Source organism: Segniliparus rotundus DSM 44985 (genome assembly GCF_000092825.1).
Taxonomy (GTDB): Bacteria; Actinomycetota; Actinomycetes; order Mycobacteriales; family Mycobacteriaceae; genus Segniliparus; species Segniliparus rotundus.
Genome location: NC_014168.1, coordinates 2,549,540 through 2,570,852 on the forward strand (window position 1 = coordinate 2,549,540; position 21,313 = coordinate 2,570,852).

Annotated in this window: 22 protein-coding genes; 6 read left to right on the top strand and 16 right to left on the bottom strand. The window is 62.7% G+C overall.

The features are described 5' to 3' along the window. Window positions 1-36: 36 nt before the first annotated feature. From eccB to SROT_RS12500, 7 genes are all read right to left on the bottom strand, one after another. Window positions 37-1,710, bottom strand: a complete 1,674-nt coding sequence (gene eccB, locus SROT_RS12470; protein ID WP_013139380.1) for a type VII secretion protein EccB — start codon at window positions 1,708-1,710, stop codon at window positions 37-39. Window positions 1,711-1,954: 244 nt separating this feature from the next. Next, the gene (locus SROT_RS12475) at window positions 1,955-2,245 is read right to left on the bottom strand and encodes a WXG100 family type VII secretion target (RefSeq protein ID WP_013139381.1); all 291 of its coding nucleotides are present in this window, start codon (window positions 2,243-2,245) and stop codon (window positions 1,955-1,957) included. A 96-nt stretch (window positions 2,246-2,341) separates the two neighbouring features. Then, the gene (locus tag SROT_RS12480; protein ID WP_013139382.1) at window positions 2,342-2,641 is read right to left on the bottom strand and encodes a WXG100 family type VII secretion target; all 300 of its coding nucleotides are present in this window, start codon (window positions 2,639-2,641) and stop codon (window positions 2,342-2,344) included. A gap of 271 nt (window positions 2,642-2,912) precedes the next feature. Then, window positions 2,913-4,376, bottom strand: a complete 1,464-nt coding sequence (locus SROT_RS12485) for a PPE domain-containing protein (protein ID WP_013139383.1) — start codon at window positions 4,374-4,376, stop codon at window positions 2,913-2,915. A gap of 45 nt (window positions 4,377-4,421) precedes the next feature. Continuing rightward, window positions 4,422-4,778, bottom strand: a complete 357-nt coding sequence (locus SROT_RS12490) for a PE family protein (protein WP_342626117.1) — start codon at window positions 4,776-4,778, stop codon at window positions 4,422-4,424. 392 nt (window positions 4,779-5,170) lie between these two features. Then, window positions 5,171-6,715 carry a hypothetical protein gene (locus SROT_RS12495; RefSeq protein WP_013139385.1) on the bottom strand — a complete coding sequence of 515 codons (1,545 nt, stop codon included), beginning with the start codon at window positions 6,713-6,715 and terminating at the stop codon, window positions 5,171-5,173. A gap of 12 nt (window positions 6,716-6,727) precedes the next feature. Next, window positions 6,728-7,027: a type VII secretion target gene (locus SROT_RS12500; RefSeq protein WP_245535298.1), complete on the bottom strand. Its 300-nt coding sequence runs from the start codon at window positions 7,025-7,027 to the stop codon at window positions 6,728-6,730. 349 nt (window positions 7,028-7,376) lie between these two features. On the opposite strand from SROT_RS12500, the gene SROT_RS12505 reads away from it, so the two are divergent. After that, window positions 7,377-9,278 carry a hypothetical protein gene (locus SROT_RS12505; RefSeq protein ID WP_013139387.1) on the top strand — a complete coding sequence of 634 codons (1,902 nt, stop codon included), beginning with the start codon at window positions 7,377-7,379 and terminating at the stop codon, window positions 9,276-9,278. 42 nt (window positions 9,279-9,320) lie between these two features. Here SROT_RS12505 and SROT_RS17175 read toward each other — a convergent pair whose 3' ends face one another. Continuing rightward, the gene (locus SROT_RS17175; RefSeq protein WP_013139388.1) at window positions 9,321-10,976 is read right to left on the bottom strand and encodes a MinD/ParA family ATP-binding protein; all 1,656 of its coding nucleotides are present in this window, start codon (window positions 10,974-10,976) and stop codon (window positions 9,321-9,323) included. Window positions 10,977-11,508: 532 nt separating this feature from the next. On the opposite strand from SROT_RS17175, the gene SROT_RS12515 reads away from it, so the two are divergent. Together SROT_RS12515 and SROT_RS12520 are read left to right on the top strand one after the other, a co-directional pair. Further along, complete coding sequence (locus SROT_RS12515; protein WP_425358199.1) at window positions 11,509-11,766, top strand: hypothetical protein; 258 nt, start codon at window positions 11,509-11,511, stop codon at window positions 11,764-11,766. Further along, the gene (locus SROT_RS12520; RefSeq protein WP_013139390.1) at window positions 11,763-12,170 is read left to right on the top strand and encodes a YbaB/EbfC family nucleoid-associated protein; all 408 of its coding nucleotides are present in this window, start codon (window positions 11,763-11,765) and stop codon (window positions 12,168-12,170) included. Before SROT_RS12515 ends, SROT_RS12520 begins: the two co-directional genes overlap by 4 nt. Here SROT_RS12520 and truA read toward each other — a convergent pair. The 8 genes from truA to infA form a co-directional block, all read right to left on the bottom strand. Then, the gene (gene truA / locus SROT_RS12525; RefSeq protein ID WP_013139391.1) at window positions 12,167-13,003 is read right to left on the bottom strand and encodes a tRNA pseudouridine(38-40) synthase TruA; all 837 of its coding nucleotides are present in this window, start codon (window positions 13,001-13,003) and stop codon (window positions 12,167-12,169) included. The genes SROT_RS12520 and truA overlap by 4 nt on opposite strands. A gap of 64 nt (window positions 13,004-13,067) precedes the next feature. Beyond that, window positions 13,068-13,559, bottom strand: a complete 492-nt coding sequence (rplQ, locus tag SROT_RS12530; RefSeq protein ID WP_013139392.1) for a 50S ribosomal protein L17 — start codon at window positions 13,557-13,559, stop codon at window positions 13,068-13,070. A gap of 14 nt (window positions 13,560-13,573) precedes the next feature. Continuing rightward, window positions 13,574-14,626: a DNA-directed RNA polymerase subunit alpha gene (locus SROT_RS12535; protein WP_013139393.1), complete on the bottom strand. Its 1,053-nt coding sequence runs from the start codon at window positions 14,624-14,626 to the stop codon at window positions 13,574-13,576. 74 nt (window positions 14,627-14,700) lie between these two features. Next, window positions 14,701-15,306 carry a 30S ribosomal protein S4 gene (gene rpsD / locus SROT_RS12540; protein WP_013139394.1) on the bottom strand — a complete coding sequence of 202 codons (606 nt, stop codon included), beginning with the start codon at window positions 15,304-15,306 and terminating at the stop codon, window positions 14,701-14,703. 17 nt (window positions 15,307-15,323) lie between these two features. Then, on the bottom strand, window positions 15,324-15,728 hold the full coding sequence (gene rpsK, locus SROT_RS12545; RefSeq protein WP_013139395.1) for a 30S ribosomal protein S11: 405 nt from the start codon (window positions 15,726-15,728) through the stop codon (window positions 15,324-15,326). Between the two features lie 3 nt (window positions 15,729-15,731). After that, complete coding sequence (gene rpsM, locus SROT_RS12550) at window positions 15,732-16,106, bottom strand: 30S ribosomal protein S13 (protein WP_013139396.1); 375 nt, start codon at window positions 16,104-16,106, stop codon at window positions 15,732-15,734. A gap of 210 nt (window positions 16,107-16,316) precedes the next feature. Beyond that, on the bottom strand, window positions 16,317-16,430 hold the full coding sequence (gene rpmJ / locus SROT_RS16600) for a 50S ribosomal protein L36 (RefSeq protein WP_007466645.1): 114 nt from the start codon (window positions 16,428-16,430) through the stop codon (window positions 16,317-16,319). A gap of 24 nt (window positions 16,431-16,454) precedes the next feature. Further along, window positions 16,455-16,676 carry a translation initiation factor IF-1 gene (gene infA, locus SROT_RS16605; RefSeq protein ID WP_013139397.1) on the bottom strand — a complete coding sequence of 74 codons (222 nt, stop codon included), beginning with the start codon at window positions 16,674-16,676 and terminating at the stop codon, window positions 16,455-16,457. A 324-nt stretch (window positions 16,677-17,000) separates the two neighbouring features. Between infA and SROT_RS12565 the strand changes: the two genes are divergently transcribed. The 3 genes from SROT_RS12565 to SROT_RS12575 all read left to right on the top strand — a co-directional run bounded on the left by SROT_RS12565 (window position 17,001) and on the right by SROT_RS12575 (window position 21,313). Next, complete coding sequence (locus tag SROT_RS12565; RefSeq protein WP_041407314.1) at window positions 17,001-17,741, top strand: MgtC/SapB family protein; 741 nt, start codon at window positions 17,001-17,003, stop codon at window positions 17,739-17,741. Between the two features lie 221 nt (window positions 17,742-17,962). Next, complete coding sequence (locus SROT_RS12570) at window positions 17,963-18,373, top strand: MmpS family transport accessory protein (protein WP_049773446.1); 411 nt, start codon at window positions 17,963-17,965, stop codon at window positions 18,371-18,373. A gap of 57 nt (window positions 18,374-18,430) precedes the next feature. Beyond that, window positions 18,431-21,313, top strand: a complete 2,883-nt coding sequence (locus SROT_RS12575) for an MMPL/RND family transporter (protein WP_013139400.1) — start codon at window positions 18,431-18,433, stop codon at window positions 21,311-21,313.

Below are 21,313 nucleotides of genomic sequence, written 5' to 3' on the forward strand. Positions count from 1 at the left end.
CTCGCATTCGTCTGCAACCCTCACACATCGGCGTTGTCATCCGCCTTGTTTCGGGCTTTGCTGCGGCACGAACAGGGGGGCTGGGTAGTTTCCGGGCGCGGCGGAGTCGAGTTCGACGAGCGCGTCCCCCCGGGACAGGGTCGGCCCCTGGGGCAGCTTGCCAAGGATGCTCCAGGGGACGGGCAGGCCCACCGAGCCGTCTCCGGCGCTTGACGCGGGCAGGCCGAGCGCAGACGCGTCGGAGAGGTTCTGGATGCCGAACCGAACACCCGTGTCCGCGACGTAGAAGATGCTGCCGTGTTTCTCGTTGTTGGGCGCGACCCCGACTCCCTGCGCGAAAAAGCCCGTGCCGGGTTGCAGGTAGACCTTGTCGATGCCGTTGTTGTGGTGCACCCCTTGGGAGTCGACTGTCTCGCCGCCGTCCGCCGAGGCCAGCTCAACGGGATCGCCGTTCGCCGGAACCGGGACTTTGGTGCCGAGGAACAGGCGCGCCTTGCTCTGCGCGTCGCCCTTGGACTTCGACCAGTTGTAGCAGATCACCTGGGAAGATTTCGGGTCGAGGATCTTCGGAGGAACCGGCGGGTACCAGTCGATGTCGAGCTCGTGGGCGGTTTGCAGGCGGTTCAGCTCACTGGGCTGCAACACTTTGATGTCGGTGCCGATTTGATCGCTGGAGTTCCGAATGAGGTCGGCCATCGCCTTGGTGATCGACTGGTAGCCAGTGGACTCGATGACGTAGAACTGTTCCTCGCCGTTGGTGCCCCTGGACTTCACCACTGTGCCCACCAAAATATTACTGACTCCCAGCGCGGCAGGCGGGGGGTCGCCACGGTGTGGAATGGCCGGAGGGACGATCGGGGGCAGCTCTTCCAGGGAGTTGAACAGCCCGTCGCTGATCTGTCTCGGGAAACGCTTTTGCTTCGTGACGTCCTGTTTGCGGTATTCGGTCAGCTGATACGCGGACATGACCGCGTTGTTCGCCGCCACCTGCGGGTCCAGATCGATCTCAGCTCGCTTGCCATCCCCGTAGACCAGATAGTTCTTGTTGTTGTAGGCCACTAAGAAGGCCGAGTCTGCTGGCAAAACCGAACCCCGCGCCGCGCCCTCGACGATCGAGAGCTCGATGCTTCCTTCCGGGTACTCAGGGATTTTCGTGGACCTCGGGGGGTTTTCCTGCTGCGCCCTCGACCCGATGCCCACCATCGTGGTGTCGCAGACCGACCACTCGGACTTCGTCGGCGGACTGGGCATGACCGAGTCCGGGGCCCCCACGATGCCGACCAGAGGCCCTCGGGAGAACTTGCCGAGCTCAGTCTCTTTCACCGACACCGGCGGCGTCTTCTTCCCGATGATTAACCACGCGGACACTGCGTTGAGCACTGGGTGCAGCTTCCCGTTGACCATGACGTACCGGGCCCCGGAGTCGTGCCCGAAAATAAACGTGTCCTGTTCCTGCTTGATGAGTCGGTTCGGGCTGAAATACGCCCATATGCCGCAACCTGCGAGAACAAGGATGCCGAAGACGAGGCCGACGAGCAGAGACCGGTACTGGGACCGCATCGGATCGTGGAGCATGCGGATGTCGCGCCGGACGATGGCATGGTCCATACGGCTGAGCAGAAAGCGGTAACCATTGACCTGGCTTCGAGTCGTGAGATTTCGCGCGTAACTGCGAATCCCGCCCGAAGTGGATCCCTCTTCGTCCGCCACTCCCTCAGCCTTCTTTCTACCTTGATCTTCGCTGGCGCCCGAAGTTCGCCCCGCCGATCTTTTCTACTTGGTCTTTGCAGACTCCGGTCGCCCGACCCCACTGCCGTCACAGAGTGTCCTGCGCGTGTGCCCATCGTACCCAATCCCTTATCCCGGTCAAGAGGGGAGGCATCGTCACGAGCCCTGGAAACGAGTGTGCCCCGTCCCGCATTGCGGGACGGGGCACACTCGGCCTTGCGAGCAATTACATCGAGAACTTGCTGGTGATCGAAGACTCGGCGTGCTGCATGGACTCGCCAGCCTGGCCGACCTTCGAGCTGAGGTCGTGCAGGGTGGTCTTGAGGTCGTCAGCTTCCTGGTTCCACTTGGTCTGAAGCGCGTGCCAGGTCTCCTGGGCCTCGCCTTCCCAGCCAGCGGCCAGCTTGGCGACTTCGCTGCTCAGTTCGCCCAAGAGGCTCTCGATCTGCTGCGAAACGCTCTGGATCTGCGTGGAGAGCTCCTGAATGTGAGCGAAGTCGTAAGAAATGTCACCCATTTTTATTTTCCCAATCTACTTAAATGCCTGTGTTGAATAGTGAACTGTTTATTGAAAACTGTGTTTGCGAGTACCCGTTTTTACGAGGAACCGAGGTCACAGGTTCAGGTTGAGGGCGGCGGCTTGCTCTTCCTCAACACGGTTGTAGTCCACGCCAGAGCTGTGCAGGTTCTCCTGGATGTCGTTCAGGATCTGGGCGATGGCCTGGCTGGCCTCATGCCAACGGGTGGCGGACTGGGCGAACGAAGCCGCGGCCTGGCCGCGCCACTGGCCCTGCGCGTCGCTCACGAGGCCATCGAGCTGGCTGTTCAACGCGTTGTATTGCTGGTGATGCTCCTCGAAAGAAGAAGCCGCTGCGCTCAGGATCGACGCGTCCTGCAGATTCACTGCTGCCATTTTTGTTTCCTCCAAATAATTCGGAAATAAAAGGTCGGGATGCTCTCCGCCGGATTAGCTTCAAGCCTGACCGTCTTGTATTCTCTTTGTGTCCTGTAGTTATGAGCACTGAATCTCATTGGTACCCCCGATTTTAAGATCGGGACACATTGTCGCACCATTCTGTATACCCTTTTGCGCCGGTTTTAATTTTCGGCGTATCTGTTGAAAAACGGTTAGCAAATTGCATCGATTTCGTCAACAGAAATCTCTCTTTATTTCTCTGCTCCGACTAGGCTCTCGCCTTTTCAGAGGCGCCGATCACCGGAGGGGTGACGACACGTCCATCGGCAAACTGATCAGGAATTTGATATTGACGATCTTGTTCTTCGTCAAGTTCTTCCTGAGTTTGTTTCCGCGCGGCGGCTTGAGCGACGCCTTGCACGCCGCCGCCCATACCGCTGCCAGAACCGCCGCCGCTGAGGCTGCTGCCAGCAGCTGCCTGAGTGGAAAGAGCTCCACGCGTTGAACCAGCGTCCAATTTCATGCCAGTCATGGCAGGAGCGCCGAGGCCGAGGGAGGGGGCGGAACCGCCCCAACCCGAAGGAACTCGGATGCCCGACGCGGACCCAGAGCCCATCGGAGAGGTCATCGCCCCACCGAAACCGCTGGAGTAACCGCTCGCGTATTGACCGGTCAACGCAGGGTTCGCAAAACTCGAAGCAGCGTGGCCGCCGCCGTGCTGGCTGGCCATTTGCATGATTTGCTGACCGATCTGCTGGCCCTGCTGCACGCCCTGCTGCACGACCTGGCCGCCTTGCTGGACGGCCTGCTGGCCCATTTGCTGCATCTGCTGAACACCCTGCATCACGCCTTGGCCCACCTGTTGGCCGATCTGCATGACCTGCTGGCCCATGTTCATCCCGTCGTGGCCTTTGGCTTCGGCCTTCTTCTCCTGCGAATGCGCGAGATCCTGGTGAATCCGCTCACTGAGGCCCGCGTGCTCGTTGCCCTGCGCCATGTTGAGCAAACCCATTGCGTCAGCCGCGAAAGGGGTTATCATCCGCACCGGAGTCATGGCCAATTCCGCCGCTGCTTGAGCGGTCGCCTCCGCCAGAATCGCATCGACCACGGCCTGCGACGCGACACCAGCCGCAGCTCGCGCCATCGTTTCAGCCATCGAGGCGGCGAACATCGCTTCGCTCTGGAATCCGATGGAGGTGATGAGCGGCGACGGGGTGAAGTCGAACTGCACCGAAGTGCCCTGGGTGGCGGCGTCGTACGCGGAAAACCCCGACATGGTCTGGAATGTGCAGCGCTCCATCTCCTCCTCGCACGCGGCGACCAACCCGGAGAGCATGCCCCAAGCGGCCGCGTTCGCAGCGTAAGAGTTCAAAAGGGCCGTGCGGGTCGCGACGATTTCTTCGAGCTGCGGGATGTCGCCATCGCCAGTCTCGTAGTTCACCGCCTGCGTCCCGGCCATCAGGCCGTTCGCCGCGCACTCCATACCCGCTGTGGCCATCCACAACGCGTAGGGCATGGACTTGGTGACCGCCGCCATTGCCGCAGTTCCTTGCCAAGCCGATTCGAGGAAGGACAGCACGGAAATGAACTCTGCGCTCATTTCTTCGAGCTGCTCGCCCATTTGGACCCAAGCCATGCTTGCGGTCGTCATAGGGACACTTTTCGCATAGTTGCCGTCGAACAACGCGCGGAGCCATTCTGGCAGAAGGCCGGTTGCATCCATAAGAGCCATTTACGTCACCTCCTCACTTCTTGATATCCGTTTCTCCCATGCAGCTCAAACGCCGAAGACAGCAGCGTTGCCAGCGTCCTGCGCAGTGTATTCCATGGCGTGCTCGTTCAGGGCGATGATGAGCCGCTGAAGCTCGAGGATGGACTGCTCGGCCATCATCAGGAAGTTGTCCGAGTTGAACATGTGCTGCGCGGACGCGAAGACGGAGACGTCCTCGTAGCCAGCGGGAGGGATCATCTGGAGAGCAGGCGACGCTGCCGCGACCATTGCCTGGAGTTTCATGCTAAGGCCTTCAAGAGTGGCGGCAGCTGCGGAGATTGCCTCGGGTTCGACGTTCACGAACATAAGTTGGTGCCTTTCAATGGTTGCGGCAGTCTGAGCCTCCACGGGCGCAGAAAGCATATTTAGCTATCACTTTCGCGGTGACACCATTGTCGCTCGCGCTGTGTTCAACTGTCAGTGCGGATCCGGCTGCCGCGATCTGTCGCTTGAGCCGGATCGGGTCTCGTTGCTCACGAGCGTCCCTGTCGGTCGTCGCCCTTCGGCTGGCCCTCTGACCTTGCCCTCTTGGCGTTCTCCTTCAGTTAGACGCACGCCGGGCTTCGTTGGTTCCCTATCATCCAAAAAAAATTTAGAAATATTTTTGAACCCCGTGAACCGCTTGCCTCGCCCTAGTCTGAACTGGCAGAATGCTCACCAGCGAGCACCCCACGAACTGTGTAGTTATCCTTGGACGGGGGAAACCCCCGGCCTCAAGGTTCATAGTAACACTTTCTGCCCACCGCGCGCCGGGTTTAACCGTGGACAGCTTCCCCGTCGCCCTCATGCGGAGCTCCGAGGACCGACGGGGAGACTTGCGGTATGTCGCCGATCTGGTTCTGCCCCATGACAGAGCCCTTGAGGTAGTCCGGCACCTTGGAGCCGCCCTTGCTCTCGCCCCCGCCTTGATGGGCGGGCATCATGCCCATGCCGCCGCCGGAACCGCCCATGCCAGCGGGACGCGTGCTGAGCGAAGGCCCGCCGGAGCTGCTCGAACCGCCGCCGACACCGCCCAGAGCGCTGCCGGAACTGGTTGCTCCGCCGCTGTTGGCGCTGCCTGGGGCGGCCGAAAGCGTCCGCTCGTGACCTCCTGCGCCACCGCCGCCAAGTCCTGCCCCGCCACCGCCGAGCCCGCCGATGTTCGCGGTCGAGTCGATGGCGCCTTCCAGTTTGCCGCCGTCTTTGAGCGCGTCGCCGAGCTCTGCTCCTGCGGGACCGCCCGCGCCGCCCTTTCCGGCCATTTGCGCGAATCCCTGCATCATCTGCATGCCTTGCTGCATCATCTGCTGTGGCATTTGGCCAAGGCCCTGCAGCATTTGCGGCGCCTGCTGAAGCATTTGCATCGGCATTTGCATCATGCTTTGCAGCGGACCCAGGAGTTTGCTGATGTCCGGCGGCTCCTTTGGCATGGCTTTTTCGGAGGCTTTTGCAGCAAGCGAAGTCATATCGCTGGTATGCTTCGCCAAGTTGGCGGTACCTTCGCCCGTCGCATCGGTCACCTTCCCCACGCCATGCACCATTTGCGCCGGGTTCATGTTCTGCGCGCCTTCTTGCGCCTGCTTGTTGCCCTCCTGGCCCTTTTGCATCGCCTCTTGCTGCTTTTTGATCGCCTCTTCAGAACTCTGCGCCGCCTCGCCTGCGGTCTGGCTGAGTTCAGCGACGTCCTGACCGTTCGACTGAGCGGTTTCGGACAGCTTCCCCATGTGGCCCATCGCCGAGTCGGCGGCGGAACCCTGCCATCCCTGCCCGGTCTGGCCCATGAGCGACTGCATCTGCTGCGGGAGCTGCTGCATCATCTGCTGCATGGGCTGCATCATCTGCTGCATGGGCTGCATCATCTGCTGCGGGGCCTGGCCGAACATCTGCCCGATCTGCATCAATGGCTGGAGCAGTCCCATCGGGTCGAAATTCGACGCGGGAGGAGCGCCGACCGCGTTGTTGATGTCCGAGACCGGAGCGTCGGCTTCTTTCTTTTCGTCCTTCTCATCACCGGCGCCGGCGCCGTCTCTCGTCCGGTCGCCGTGCAGACCGCTCATGACGTCGCCGACCTTCTCGGCCGAGCTCGAGGCATTGGCCCCGATGTCCGCCGCGCTGGAAGCGGGGTCGCCAGCGACAGGAACGGCTTCATGGCTTTGCTGCGGCTCTGCGCCGATCACATCGGGCGGCGCGGACAAATGGGCCGGACCGGCAGCACTGCTGCCGGTGTCATTCCAAGGGCTGTACTCCTCGTCGCCAAGGAGGTCGTCAGGTCCAGACCCGATGACCCCGCCGTCGAAAAAGGAGTGATTCGAATTCACCATGGGTCAAGCGCCTCAGATCACGCTGTCGAAGGCGTCCGAACTATCGCCTTCGGTGTCGGAATAGGCTTGCGAGGACGCCTGCACCGCGGCGCCGTGGGCCTCGAGCGCGGCGACCTGCTCGGCAGCGTTGGCAACGTGATTCGTCAATGCAGCCATGAACGAGGCGGCGAACGGAGCCCCGACCGGGCCGAGGCCCGCCATCATCGGCGCCTGGAACATGGACGGGTCGAACGCGCTGACCCCGGCGAGCTGCGCGGCCATGGCCTGGGTCTGCACCGCGTGCTGGACCATGGTGTCCGCGCTGGAACTCATTTTTCCTGACATTAAGGAATGCCCCCTTCTACTGATAGGCTGTACCCCTGCGTTAACGCTTCGAGAAGATGGGCTGAACGCCTTGCTCTTCAGTCAACGCTGACTGTCTTAATTACCTGTCCTTAATTATGACTCGCGCTGGCCTCACGACCCGCTGAGCAACACTGTATACGGTTCGCTCCTCGCACGCAACCAAATACTCGCAAGCATTTTTGAGCGCCCCGGTTTGAGCCGGTGAAACAGGGGTGACATGCTACGATGCAGCGAGGACGAGCATTGGAATCCGAAAAACGCCGACCACGAACCGGCGCGACCGCGCCGAGGGGCCGACGAATCAGGGAGGAGCGGCATGAACGCATCTCGAGCAAACGCCGCGCGTGGCGGCGGGACGCCCCCTGGCGACGTGGTCCTCATCGATCTCACCGAGAGCGTCGTGCGGGCGGTGCAGGGCGGCTCAGTGGTCGAATGGCCGACAGCTGTCGGCTATTTGGACGCGAGCAGCTGCGACCCGAACCAGATCGTCGCGGGCGAGCCGATCGCCCGGTCATTGAGCGCGAATCCGCTCGCCGGGGTGCGGCTGCTCCCGACCTTGGTCGATGCGCCGCACATCCTGCTGAACAACCGTCCCCACGCGGTCGGCGACTTGCTGACAAGATTGCTGGCTCCGGCGTTGCCCGCCAAAGTCGTCCATGACGACCCCGAGGTCCTGGTCGGACATCCAAGCGCTTGGGGGAGCCCGCGCACCGAATTCCTGCGGTCATGCGCTGAACGGCTCGGCGCACGATGCTCCCTGCTCCCCCGCTCGGTCGCCCTCGCCAGATCATTGGCGGAGCCCTCTGGACGGGTTGTCGCCGTTATCGAGGCCCAGGCGAGCTCGGTGGACATCTCCTTGTTGCAGAACCAGGCCGGAATCTGGACACAGTTGGAGAGTCGCAGACTCTCCGCGCAGATGGGGGTCTCGCTGACCGAGATGGGGATCGAAGTCGCCGGGGAACTCTCCGACGTCCTTCAAGGAAACACCGGGAAAAGCGATTGCTCCAAAGCTTTGGAGAGCTTGATCACCGACGCCCCGCCCCGGCTCGCGGAAGCGATTGTCGCGCAGATCCACGAGAACGACCCGGCTTTCGACCGAATCGTCGTGGCGCCTCGCGACGCTGTGCTCCGCGGCCTGGCAACGGCAGTCTCCGCCCCTACGGCCGGAGAGTCGGCGCAGCAGCCAGCCACGCGCATCGCAGCCGCGCCCGCGATCGCGCCAGCCTCCTTGACGAGACCTCAGACCCCGCCGTCGGCGCCGGGGGCCAAGCCCGGCGGCCCGCCCCCCTCGCCTTCCGCGCAATCGGGACCTCTGCCGCACCAACCGCTCGCGGTCCCGCCGCGGATCACGCAGCCGCAGTACAGCAAGGCCCCGTACATCCCGCCACTGCCCCCTGCGGCAGAACAGCAAAACCCGGAGCCTGGTGGTTTGCCATTGACGAAACCGCTGCCGCCGAGGGAGCAGGGCTCCTCGACGCCTCACTTGCCAGTCGGCTCCGCGCCGCTTGACTCCGCGTTCTCCGAGCCAGCGCGCGCGCTGCGACCAGCCGTGTGGATCGGCGCCGCCGCAGGGCTCGTCCTCGTCCTCGTCATTGGCGCAGCCGCTTGGTTCTTCAGCGCCAGCGGATCCGTGCAGCAAGCGCAAAACGGCCAAGCGCAGAAGCCCGCAGAGGCGGGCAAGGCCATCACGCCGAGCGCCGCAAGCACACCCATGCCTGCGCGGGGCGGCGCTCAGGACGCAACCGAGCAGGTGGACGTTCCAGACCCCGGCTCGAACGGCGCGGTCCTGTTGAGCTTTCAGCTGCCCGCAGGTTGGGCGCAAACGAACGCCAGCGCCTGCTCTCCGCCCAGACAGGGCTCCGCAGAAGGCCGCGCGTTCCGTTCCGCCCCGCTTTTCTTCCACAGCGCAAACGATCCGTGCACGGAGATCGCCGTCAGCTACGAGGCCGTCGACCCCCAGGCCACGCTGCAATCCGTTGGCGAAAACTTGCAGCCGCAAATAGCCCAGAGCTCCGGCCAGTTCACGAACCTGCAGTTCGGGGTGGCGCACGGCAAGAATTTTTTCAACTCGTACGACCAACCTGAGCGCAACGCGAGCTGGTTTCTATACGTCGCAGCGCATCACGACAGCAAACTGCTGGTCTCAATCGGGTGTCGCAACAATGCGAGGGGCGCAGACTGCGAGACGGCGCTGCAGACGCTCACCGTGCGGCCATGACACGAACACCCTGAGCTCGCCGACGGGGCGAACCGTGGAAAGTCAGTATTGGCTTCTTTGCTGCCGGCTCATCGCCATCGGGAAATCATCAGCGATGAGCGCCGCGAGTTCGACGAAGGATCGGCGAGTGCTTCGGTGCAGCTGGTCGAGTTCGACTTCGGCCCCCTCGGACAAGTGGTCGTCGAACGGAATGATCTGCACTGCGCGGCAACGAACCAGGAAGTGCTGGCGAAGCTGATTGAGATCCAGCGTTGGAGAACCCGGTCGTGACGAGCTGACCACCACCACGGTGCGGGCCACGAGCTGGTCATAGCCGTGGTGGAGCAGCCAGTCCAACGTGGCCCCTGCGCTGCGGGCTCCGTCGAGCGCCGGCGAGGTCACCAGCACAAGCGAATGGGCGAGGTCGAGGACTCCCTTCATCGCCGAGTGCATGAGGCCGGTGCCGCAGTCGGTCAGAATGACGTTGTAGAAACGCTGGAGAATTTTAATCACGCCGCGGTAGTCCCGCTCGCTGAAGGCCTCAGAGATCGCAGGATCGCGCTCGCTGGCCAAAACCTCCAGCCGGCTCGACGATTGCGAAGTGTGCGCGCGAACGTCCGAATACCGATAGATCGAGGTGTCGACGAGCAAGTCTCGCACTGTCGAGTTGCTCTGGCGAGGAATTCGAGAGCCCAAAGTGCCAAGGTCGGGGTTCGCGTCCACGGCGATGACACGGTCGCCTCGGAGCGAAGCGAAGGTGGAGCCGAGGCCCACCGTGGTCGTCGTCTTGCCCACTCCGCCCTTCAGGGAAAGGATCGCAATCCGGTAGTCGCCTTGGATCGGCTGGTTGATGCGATTGACAAGTGTGCGGTATTGCAGGTCATCGCGCGGCCCTTGCCTGCCTAAAGCATCCCGAAGCCGCCGGCCGATGCCAGGGCCCCGGTTGCTCGGCGAACTCATCAAGTTCAGATTGTCGACAGAAGGCGACATGGGATCGAAGTCGTCGTGCTGCCAGACACCCGTGTTGAACTCCGGCCCGAACCCTCCGCCTTGTTCGAAGCCCTGGAATTCACCGCCTTGGGGAGCGGCCTGCTGTTCCCAACCGCCTTGCTGCGCGGGGTCGTATCCGTGCTGTTCCCAACCGCCCTGCTGGGCCGGGTCGTAGCCGTGCTGCTCCCAGCCGCCCTGCTGCGGGTACCCCTGGCCCAAGTCGTGGCCCTGCTGCGGGTAACCCTGCGGATGATAGCCCTGCTGCGCCGGGTCGTAGCCGTGCTGCTCCCAGCCGCCCTGCTGCGGGTACCCCTGGCCCAAGTCGTGGCCCTGCTGCGGGTAACCCTGCGGATGATAGCCCTGCTGCGCCGGGTCGTGAGCCGGCTGCGGCTGACCAGGAAACGCATACGGCGAGGGCTGCGGGGCCTGAGCGGGAACCGCGGTCGGGCCTTGTCCCCATGCCGCCGGTGCTTGCTGCTCTGGAGACGGCCAAGCCCCTGCCGACGGGGCAGCGGGCCACGCTTGCCCGGCTCCAGGCTGGGGATGCGCCGGCGTCTCCGCTTGCGCAGGTCCCGGCTGCTCGTGGCCGGGGTCCTGCCACGCCGGTTGTTGCCCGGCCTGCGGCCACGCCGCCTGAGCGGCGTCCGGCCAGGCGGCCTGCCCATCCTGCGGCCACTGTGAAGCCCCAGGCCATTGCTGGCCGTCCTTGTCTGGCTTGCTCTCAGTCAACTACTCGCCCCCAAACGCTTCTCGACTGCAGGAGGAAGAACGCTGCTCCGCACGGGCTGGCGCTGCTGGCCAGCGTTGCGCCCCATCGGGCGAATCCGCCTGGAACAGCGAACCAGCCGGATTTCCCGCCAGTAGCATTCCGTTTCCATTCTTTACTACGTCCTCAGTTTTCCGCCTTCGGAGCGGCGCCCGTTGCGCCCGGCCGAACCAGGCGCGCGAAGGCCGCCGCCTATACTACCCGCTCCACGGGGGCGGTTGAGACAGGAGCGCAGTTGCGGGAGCAATGACCGGCCGCAAGCGCGTTCCCACGGCAAAAGGGCTCCCCCGATTCGTGCTCTTCCTCGTCCGATTTGGTGTTATGCTCACGAGAGAAACAACGCTCGCCACAACGACGTGCACTGCAAGCTTGTAGCGCGAAGAGGGATGCAAAGAGGATCATGAGACAACTGAAAAGGAGGGCACGTTGTCCTTAGCTTCATCGCTCAACGGGGCAATTTCAGTCAGGTCGTCAGTGTCAGGCCTGCCCTTGTCCGTGCACATCGAGACCAGCGAAATCAAACGGCTCAGCCCTGACGCCTTGGCCCAAGAGATCATGCGCTTGAACCATCTCGCCACCCGGAGGGCGCAACACCAGTACCGCTCGATCCTTGAAGCCGAACAATCCGACACTTGGTCCAAACGGGACTTGGACGAGCTCGGCTACCCGACGAAAGACCAGCTGGCCCGAGAGGAGGCCATCCTGAGCTTCGACGAGGAAGAGGTCCCCGAGACGTGGTTGAGAAAAGTATGACCGAGCCGCAGAAACCTCCTGCGCCTCAGCCACGCAAATGGGCGACCCCGGAAGACTTCATGCCCCAGTTCGGCGTCGACGTCAATGAGGTCATCCGTCTGGCGAAGGCTCGGCTTGAGAAAATGTACGCCACAGAGTCAGAGCTGAAGAGCATTCGCGTCAAGCACACCTCGGAGGACGAGGCGTGCACTGCGGAGGTGGACGGCATGGGCAAGCTCCTCTCCCTTTCGCTCAACCATAAGATCTCCAACTTGTCCGGCCCCGAAGTCGGCGCGCTTGTCGCGAAGACATGCGCTGACGCGGCTCGCGCGGCGCTCATCAAATTCAACGACATCGTGGACGAGTTCAACGCCACGATCCATGACGACAGCAACTTCTCTCGCGAGAAATACCCGGACGTTTAGGAAGAATCCGAGGTCCGAATATCGCGGGTCTGCTCGTTCCTGATCCCCCATGCCGACTCTTCGGGGTAATCGACGCCCACCAGACAAAGCCCATGCGCTGGTGCGACTGTGATCTCGCTGGCACGGGAGGAAGCCGTGAGCAGGCTCCTGATCCAGGCGAGGTCTCGCCTGCCCTCCGCGACCGCGGTCACCGCCCCCACGAGAGAACGGCACATCGACCAACAGAACGCGTCAGCAGTGATCGAGGCGGTGATGAGCACACCTGACTCGGCCCATTCGAATCGCTGGAGCTCGCGGATTGTTGTGGCCCCAGGGCGTGGTCGGCAGAACGCCGCGAAGTCGTGGAGTCCGACGAGGGCCGAAGACGCCGCGTTCAACACATCGAAGTCGAGCGGCCTGGCCCATGGCACAACCTCACGGGCGCGCAGCGGGTCAGCGCCGTACACCGACCGGGTGATGTGATACCGGTAGTGCCTGCGCAGCGCCGAGAATCGAGCGTCGAACTGCGCTGACACTTTTTGCGCCGACAGCACGCGCACGTCGGTCGGGAGCATACGGGCGAGTTTGCGCACAAGCTTTTCCGGTGGCAGGCGCCCTGAAACGAGATCAGCGCGCACATCCACATGGGCGACTTGGCCCGTGGCGTGCACGCCGGCGTCCGTCCGTCCCGCGACTGTGAGCTGAGCCGAGCTCTGCAAAAGCGTGCTCAAAGCTTCTTCGATCACCCCGGCCACGGTGCGCCTGCCCGGCTGACGCGCCCACCCCGAGAACTCCGTCCCGTCATAGGCCACGTCGAGGCGCAACCGAAGCGTGTCCCGAGAACTCGGGCTCATAGAAAAGTCCCGTTGCGCGTCATAGTTGACGCGCAACGGGACTTCTCGTGGAAAACTACCCAGTTCAGCCAGCCTGCTCGGCTTCTGCCGCAGTCTCTTCAGCCGGAGCCTCAGCTTTCGGCTCCTCAGCTTTCGGCTTCTCAGCGCTCGGCTTCGAGGAAGAAACACGGCGGGCCCGGTCGGCCTCACTGGTTGCTGTCTTCTCGCGAAGCAACTCGATGACCGCCATCGGAGCGTTGTCGCCCTTGCGCGGCTCGGTCTTCACGATCCGCGTGTAACCGCCCTCGCGGTCGCTGTAGAACGGACCGATCTCGGCGAAGAGCTGATGGACAACGCCCTTGTCGCGGATGACCTTGAGCACCTCGCGGCGATGGGCCAACGTGCCATGTTTGGCATGGGTCACGATCTTTTCCGCGAACGGGCGCAGCCGCCGCGCGCGCGCTTCGGTCGTTGTGATGCGACCGTGGGCGAAGAGAGCAGTGGCAAGGTTGGCCAGTATCGACTTCTCGTGTGAAGCGGACCCGCCAAGGCGCGGGCCGCGAGCTGGTTTTGGCATGGTGTGCGCGTCCTTTACAGGTCTTCCGTCTCGGCGAAGTCCTCGCCGTCCAGATCTTCGGTGTCTTGGTCATCGTCCCCGTCCCATGCGCCGTCTTCGTCGAAGTCGATATTGGAGGGGTCGAAGTTCGCGGGGCTGTCTTTCAGAGCGAGCCCGAGGGTGTAGAGCTTGAGTTTGACCTCGTCAATGGACTTCTGGCCGAAGTTACGGATGTCCAAGAGGTCGGACTCAGAGCGGGCCACAAGTTCGCCGATGGTGTGCACGCCTTCACGCTTCAAGCAGTTGTACGAGCGCACCGTGAGATGCAGGTCCTCGATCGGCAGCCCGAGCGAGGCGATGTTATTCGTGGCAGCGGCGACCGAGCCGATCTCGATCCCCTCGGCAGCGAGGTTCAGCTCCCGAGCGAGGCCGAACAACTCCACCAGCGTCTTGCCAGCAGAGGCGACGGCATCGCGGGGGGTGATGGAACTCTTTGTCTCCACGTCCAGGATGAGCCGGTCGAAGTCTGTGCGCTGCTCGACACGAGTGGCCTCCACTTGGTAAGTCACCTTGAGCACGGGGGAGTAGATCGAGTCCACAGGAATCCGGCCGATCTCGGCGCCGGAGTCCTTGTTCTGCACGGCCGGAACGTAGCCTCGGCCACGTTCGACGACGAGCTCCATCTCCAACTTGCCCTTGTCGTTGAGCGTCGCGATGTGCGTCTCGGGTTTGGTGATCGTCACACCAGCAGGCGCCACGATGTCAGCGGCGGTCACGGGGCCGGGGCCCTGCTTGCGCAGGTAGAGCGTCGCGGGCTCGTCCTCGACGGAGGAGACCTCAAGCCCCTTCACGTTCAGAACGATCTCGGTCACGTCTTCTTTCACACCGGCGATGGTGGTGAACTCGTGCAGCACGCCGTCAATGCGGATGCTGGTCACAGCCGCTCCCGGAATTGACGACAGCAGAGTGCGCCGCAGGGAGTTGCCGAGCGTGTAGCCGAAGCCGGGCTCTAACGGCTCGATGACGAACCGGGACCGGTACTCGCCCACCACTTCCTCGGTGAGCACAGGGCGCTGAGAAATCAGCATGGTTACTTTCCTCCTTCATGGCGACCGCTATATGACGCCAAGTGGGGTTGCGTTTGGGAGAACACTTCTTAGGATTACTTCGAGTAGAACTCGACGATGAGCTGCTCTTGCAGCGGCACGTCGATCTGCTCGCGAACGGGTTCGGCGTGGACGAAGATCCGCAAGGAGCCCTCGACCACCTGCAACCAGCCGGGAACCGGGCGGTCGCCGTAGTATTCGCGGGCGATCTCGAAAGGATCAGCGTGGGCTGACTGCTCGCGCACATCGATGATGTCGTACTGGCTCACCCGGTAGCTGGGCACGTCGACCCGCTTCTGGTTGACCAGGAAGTGGCCGTGGGTGACGAGCTGACGGGCGTGACGGCGGGTGCGGGCGAGGCCGGCGCGGTAAATCACGTTGTCCAACCGGGTCTCAAGGATGCGCAGCAGGTTCTCGCCAGTTTTGCCGGGACGGCGGTGCGCCTCGCGGTAGTAGTTCTGGAACTGGCGCTCCATGACGCCGTACGTGAACCGCGCCTTCTGCTTCTCTTGGAGCTGGGTGAGGTATTCGCTCTCCTTAATGCGGGAGCGGCCATGCTGGCCGGGCGGGTAGGAGCGGCGCTCGAACGCCTTGTCCCCGCCGACCAAGTCCACGCGCAAACGGCGGGAACGACGAGTGATGGGTCCTGTGTAACGAGCCATAATTCTGTACCTTTCCCCTAGACCCTGCGACGCTTCGGCGGGCGGCAGCCGTTGTGCGGCTGCGGCGTGACGTCAGAAATGTTGCCGACCTCAAGACCAGCGGCCTGGAGGGAGCGGATCGCGGTCTCCCGGCCAGAACCGGGGCCCTTGACGAAGACGTCGACTTTCTTAAGACCGTGCTCCTGCGCCTTGCGGGCCGCGTTCTCGGCGGCGAGCTGCGCGGCGAAGGGAGTGGACTTGCGGGAGCCTTTGAAGCCGACGTGTCCGGACGAGGCCCACGCGATGACATTGCCCTCGGGGTCGGTGATCGAGACGATCGTGTTGTTGAACGTGGACTTGATGTGGGCGGCCCCGTTCGGGATGTTCTTCTTTTCCCGACGACGGACTTTCTTCACGCCTGCGGCGCGGTTCTTCGGTGGCATGGTTTACCTGGCCTTCTTCTTGCCGGCGATAGTCTTCTTGGGCCCCTTGCGGGTACGTGCGTTCGTCTTGGTGCGCTGGCCGCGGACCGGAAGGCCGCGACGGTGGCGCAGACCTTGGTAGCAGCCGATCTCAACCTTGCGGCGAATGTCGGCCTGCACCTCGCGGCGCAGGTCGCCCTCCACTTTCAGGGAGTTCTCGATGTACTCGCGCAGCTGGGCGACGTTGGCGTCGGTCAGGTCCTTCGTCCGAAGGTCCGGCGAGAGGCCGGTCGCAGCCAAGATTTCTTTCGACTTGGTGCGGCCGATGCCATAGATGTAAGTGAGCGCGATCTCCAGGCGCTTGTCGCGCGGGAGGTCGACCCCTGCCAAACGAGCCATTCGGCTCTGTCCTTTCACTCGTCGAAGGTCTGCTCCTCGACCGTCCCCGCAGGCGGTGCGGGGCCCCGGCCTTCGATCCGGGGGCGACCTCAGCAGAAGCCGAGGAGGCGCGAGGAGAATATTTTCTGTGCTTTTGGGCCGCATTGACGGATGCTGGAAAGCCTCGTCCCGCGTTCCCTATGCGGTCGGTCTACGCCGCATGCGGTGTCGTCACCCCTGACGCTGCTTGTGGCGCAGGTTCTCGCAAATCACCATGACCCGGCCGTGTCGCCGAATCACTTTGCACTTGTCGCAGATCCGCTTGACGCTCGGTTGCACCTTCACGTTTGGATCTCCTGATTTGTTGCTTTACTTGTACCGGTACACAATCCGGCCTCGGGACAGGTCGTACGGGGAAAGCTCGACGACGACCCGGTCCTCCGGCAGAATGCGGATGTAGTGTTGCCGCATCTTGCCACTGATATGGGCGAGCACTTTATGGCCGTTGTCCAGCTCAACGCGAAATGTCGCGTTGGGCAGTGGTTCGACCACTCGGCCTTCGACCTCGATGGCGCCGTCTTTTTTAGCCATAACCTCCACGATCCGTGCCATTTGGTTCAGATTGCACTGCGCCAGCCCTGTCGGCCTTGGCCAAACAGAGGAAAGCGCAGAGAGCGCAGGAGGCGCACCGGCCGTGTGACGAAACCGGATGAGAGCCGCGCACAACAACACGGCGCGCCGAGCGCACCGTTGGTCCACATTACGCGAGACGAGCGCAAGTTTCAAGTCGCGAGAGCGGCAGGCTCGCGACGAGGCACGTCCAGTATATCGGAACGGGCGCGATCGCGGGCGTCAGGCCTTCGGCGCGGCAACGCCGCGCTTCCGGGAGGGGGCCGAGTCCTTTAGAGTCGATTCGTGACCGAATGGGAAATGCTGTTACGCGTGGCCACCGGGGTCGGCCTCGGCACAGTGATCGGCATTGAGCGGCAGTACCGGTCCAGGCGCGCGGGGCTCCGGACCAACGCGTTGGTCGCGGTTGGATCGACCTTGTTCGTCTTGCTCTCCGCCCACGGCTTCGGTCCGGGCTCGGTCGGCACGCCCGACCCGACCCGAGTCGCGGCGCAGATCGTGTCCGGCATTGGATTTCTCGGCGGCGGCGTCATCCTGCGCGACGGATTCTCTGTGCGAGGTTTGAACACGGCCGCGACGCTCTGGTGCACCGCGGCGGTCGGGGCGCTCGCCGGCGCGGGCCTGTACTCGACCGCCGTCGTCGGAACGGCGGCGGTCGTCGTCGTCAATGTCCTCCTGCGTCTTTTCGCCCGCCAGATCGACCGCTTCCCGGCGTCTGAGCAAGCCGAGTCCGAAGACCCGGCTGTCATCTACGAAGTCGTCGCCGTGGTCAAAACGAAGGCCGCCGTCCGGGTCCGGGCGCAGTTGCTTCAGACTCTTGGCCGCTCTGATTTCCAGCTCATCTCCATGACCAGCACCGAAACGGACCACGACGGCCTCGTCGAGGTCCGGGCGGAATTCTCGGCCGAACACCGCGAAGACCGTCAATTAGAAGTGGTCACCACCCCCCTGGGCCTTGAGCCATCGGTGAGCAGCGTGCGATGGGGAGTCCGTCCCGAAAACGATGAGCACGAAGAACAGAAATAAAGATTTGATTACATCTTGGATTCTTTTCACAAATACGCCTGTTCACGCTCCGGAGATCTCTTTTGGACGCAGTTTCGACAGGCAGGTTGCTGATGTATATTCCCGGGATGGCTGATGTCAATGTGGACATACAACGCCCCGCGGCGCGGCCGAAGCGAACACTTCGGCAATCCAGGAGCAAGCAATACGCCCTGATCAGACCCCAAGACTGGGCCTATCTCATGATCGCCGTGCTCTGGATCGCCGCAGGAACCTATGTCCTCACCTCGAAAGACGTGGCCCTCCCCGCAGGAAACAAAGAGCCGAAACAACCACCACTCGCCAGCCTCAGTCTTTCTTTGAATCCGAAGAATGTCGCTTATGAGGCGTTGGCTCCAGCAGGACAAGAAGTGACTGTCTCGTATTTGGATGAAAAAGCAAAGACTCAGCTTTTCATCGGTCCCGCTCCTTGGCGGAGCATTGTGACCACTCGGGACATCGGCTTCGTGGCCGGAGTGACCGTTTTGACGCAAAACGGCCCGGTGACGTGTCGGATCAGTGTTGACGGCCAAGTCATCGACGAGAAAACCGGCACCGGGGAAAACCCATCGGTCAGCTGCAATTTGGTCGGTTTCCAAAAACTCCCCATGTAAATCTGAAAATCAAAACAGAGGCAGAACGTGACACGAGAAGGACCGAGGCCAGACCCCATGGGCACTTCTGGGCCTGACACGCTTTCAGCCCAACACGACACCGGAAGCGCGCCTCGAAAAACCGGCTGGAAAACCCCAACGATCCGTATTTCTTCCCTCATCGCGAAATTCGCCCTGCCCATCGTGGCGGTCTGGGTGTTCGCGGCGGCCGCTCTCAACCTTTTCGCCCCGCCGTTCGAAAGCCTGCTCAAAAACCACGACCGCCCGCTTTTCCCCACCAACACCGAATCCGCCGCCGCGCTCATGCGCATGGGCAAAGCCTTCGGCGAGTCCATCACCAACAACCAGGCCGTCCTCATCGTAGAGAAAGACAGGCCTTTCGACCAAGCCGACCGGCAATACCGACTTGACCTGCTCCGTCAGCTCACCGATGACAAGGAACATGTCAAATCCGTGTTTGACATGTGGTCCGACCCGCAGCTGGCGGCAGCTGTGGAAAGCCCGGACAAGGAACTCGCGTACCTACAGATGAACCTCGCAGGCGACATCGGCTCCGCAAAGGGCTACGAGGCAGTCGAAGCGGTGCAGTCGATCGTCGATTCCCTCCCTAAACCGCCTGGCACAAATGTCTTTATCGCAGGAATGAGCCAAGCGGCCGTCGACGAGATCAACGCGGTGCTCGCCGACTCGAGCTGGTTGGCAGCTGTGTCCGCCGCGCTCATCGCGATCCTGCTCCTGGTGGTCTACCGGTCTGTGTCGGTCACGGCCCTCTCGCTTCTGAGCATCGGGCTCGTCCTCGCAGCTGCTTTCCCCATGGTGAATTTGCTCGTGGAAGCGGACGTGCTCCCGACGTCGCTCTTCACCAACGCCATCATGGGCGCCCTGCTGATCGGCGCGGCAGCCGATTACTCGATCTTCCTCATCGGCCGTTATCAAGAGGGCAGACGCAAAGGACTGAGCGTCGACGCCGCATACCGCGCCGCATATCGCGGGGTCGCGCCCGTCATCCTCGCCTCAGGGCTCACCGTCTGCGGCGGGCTCGCCTGCATGGGCTTCGCCCAGCTCGACATCCTGAAATCTATGGGCCTGCCCTGTGCCGTCGGCATGGCCGTTGCGACTCTGTGCGCGCTGACGGCCACCCCCGCGATGCTGCTCCTGGGTGCGAAATGGTTCACGCTCTTCGAACCGCGCGAGCGAGGAGAGTACACAAATATCTGGCAGCGGATCGGCACGCGCGTCGCCCGTTGGCCGAAGCCGGTCTGCGCCGTGGCCTTGGGAATCTTGACGCTCTTCATGCTGGCTGTGCCGACAGCGAACTTCAACTACGACGAAATCTCATTCATCCCGAAGAAGCTGGAAAGCGCCAAAGGAGTGCAGGCGATGCAGGAGCACTTCCCGTCGAGCCAGCTCTACCCCGAAACCGTGCTCATCCAGTCGACCCATGATCTGCGCAATTCCTCAGACATCGGCACCCTCGAGCAAGTCGCGCAAAAAATCAGCCAAATGCCGGATGTCATAGCGGTGCAATGGCTCACCCGCCCGACTGGCGTGCCGCTCACGCAGACTTCCCTCGGCTACGGCATCAGCTACGCCGGGGCGATGCTCTCGCAGAACAGCGAGCTGATCAAGAACCGCGTCGCCCAGCTGCACACACTCACCGAAAACTTGAACCAGATCATCGGCACAATTGACGGGCTGCAAGGAACACTCGACGCCGCAGGACGGCAAAGCGGCGGGCTGAAGAGCTCGTCCTCGCAGCTCACGTCGAACTTCAACAAGCTGAACAAACAGTTGCACCTGTTGCGGCAGCTCCTGCAGCCCACGATCGACACGACTGCGGCAAAAGATATCAAACAATGCCTCGGCGACCAGGAATGCATCGGGGCGGCGAAAGCGGCGCGGGGCGCGGTGTCGGGATTCGCCAGCGCGGACCAACTCGCCAAAGCCCTCCAACAGCTGCAAACCCTCACCGGTTCGCTCGGCGAGGGCATCTCGGGGGCTGCCGCGTCGGTTCCGCTGCTCACCCGCTCGCTCAGCCAATTGCGCGACACCGTCGCAGCGGTCAACACTGCCGTCGAGCCGCTCGCCAACCAACTCGGCGTCGTCGCGTACCTGATGCAGGACGTCGGCAAGAGTTCGGCGGGCAATGGTTCTTTCTTCTACTTTCCGGCGGCCCTGCTCGGCGATCCGAGGATCAAACCCTATGTGAACGCCATGTTCTCCCAGGACGGCAAAACCACGCGCATGATCGTCATGGGCAAAAGTTCGAGCTATAGCTCCGTCGGGATGGCCCGCGCCCAGGAGCTGGCGCCCACTGTGGCAGGCGCGTTGAAGCACACCCCGCTCGAAGGCAGCACGGCCAGTGTGAGCGGGGCCGCGGCCATGGTCACCGACACGCACACCGTCCTCGAGCGGGACGAAAAAGTGCTGCTCGTCGCGGCGCTCACCGTGATCTTCACTGTCGTGCTGTTCTTGCTGCGCAGTGTGATCGCCGCAGGCGTCGTCATCGCTTCGGTGGCGATCTCGTTCCTCTCCACGCTCGGGGTGAGCGTGCTGGTCTGGCAGCACATCCTCGGCGTCCAGGTGCATTGGTCGATTCCAGCGGCAGTCTTCGCTGTGCTCATCGCGGTCGGGGCGGACTACAACATGCTCGTCGTCTCACGTTTCAAGGAAGAGATGGGCGCTGGTGTCAGAACCGGCGTGATCCGCTCGATGACCGGCACCGGCGCAGTGGTGACCACAGCGGGCATGGTCTTCGCGATGACCATGTTCAGCATGCTGGGCTCCAGTCTGCTGCATCTCGCGCAGCTCGGCTTCACCATCGGCGTCGGACTCATCATCGACACTTTCGTGGTGCGCACCTTCATCGTGCCCACAGTCGCAGTCATGCTCGGGGAGAAGTTCTGGTGGCCGATACGCCTGCAAGACCTTCGCCCCTGA

What these genes read in the sequence shown, in the direction of transcription:
- SROT_RS12475 (WP_013139381.1), bottom strand. Translation starts at nt 2,245, where the DNA reads ATGGGTGACATTTCTTACGACTTCGCTCACATTCAGGAGCTCTCCACG.
- SROT_RS12480 (WP_013139382.1), bottom strand. Translation starts at nt 2,641, where the DNA reads ATGGCAGCAGTGAATCTGCAGGACGCGTCGATCCTGAGCGCAGCGGCT.
- SROT_RS12485 (WP_013139383.1), bottom strand. Translation starts at nt 4,376, where the DNA reads ATGGCTCTTATGGATGCAACCGGCCTTCTGCCAGAATGGCTCCGCGCG.
- SROT_RS12490 (WP_342626117.1), bottom strand. Translation starts at nt 4,778, where the DNA reads ATGCTTTCTGCGCCCGTGGAGGCTCAGACTGCCGCAACCATTGAAAGG.
- SROT_RS12495 (WP_013139385.1), bottom strand. Translation starts at nt 6,715, where the DNA reads ATGGTGAATTCGAATCACTCCTTTTTCGACGGCGGGGTCATCGGGTCT.
- SROT_RS12500 (WP_245535298.1), bottom strand. Translation starts at nt 7,027, where the DNA reads ATGAGTTCCAGCGCGGACACCATGGTCCAGCACGCGGTGCAGACCCAG.
- SROT_RS12505 (WP_013139387.1), top strand. Translation starts at nt 7,377, where the DNA reads ATGAACGCATCTCGAGCAAACGCCGCGCGTGGCGGCGGGACGCCCCCT.
- SROT_RS12520 (WP_013139390.1), top strand. Translation starts at nt 11,763, where the DNA reads ATGACCGAGCCGCAGAAACCTCCTGCGCCTCAGCCACGCAAATGGGCG.
- truA (WP_013139391.1), bottom strand. Translation starts at nt 13,003, where the DNA reads ATGAGCCCGAGTTCTCGGGACACGCTTCGGTTGCGCCTCGACGTGGCC.
- rplQ (WP_013139392.1), bottom strand. Translation starts at nt 13,559, where the DNA reads ATGCCAAAACCAGCTCGCGGCCCGCGCCTTGGCGGGTCCGCTTCACAC.
- SROT_RS12535 (WP_013139393.1), bottom strand. Translation starts at nt 14,626, where the DNA reads ATGCTGATTTCTCAGCGCCCTGTGCTCACCGAGGAAGTGGTGGGCGAG.
- rpsD (WP_013139394.1), bottom strand. Translation starts at nt 15,306, where the DNA reads ATGGCTCGTTACACAGGACCCATCACTCGTCGTTCCCGCCGTTTGCGC.
- rpsK (WP_013139395.1), bottom strand. Translation starts at nt 15,728, where the DNA reads ATGCCACCGAAGAACCGCGCCGCAGGCGTGAAGAAAGTCCGTCGTCGG.
- rpsM (WP_013139396.1), bottom strand. Translation starts at nt 16,106, where the DNA reads ATGGCTCGTTTGGCAGGGGTCGACCTCCCGCGCGACAAGCGCCTGGAG.
- infA (WP_013139397.1), bottom strand. Translation starts at nt 16,676, where the DNA reads ATGGCTAAAAAAGACGGCGCCATCGAGGTCGAAGGCCGAGTGGTCGAA.
- SROT_RS12570 (WP_049773446.1), top strand. Translation starts at nt 17,963, where the DNA reads ATGATCGCCGTGCTCTGGATCGCCGCAGGAACCTATGTCCTCACCTCG.
- SROT_RS12575 (WP_013139400.1), top strand. Translation starts at nt 18,431, where the DNA reads ATGGGCACTTCTGGGCCTGACACGCTTTCAGCCCAACACGACACCGGA.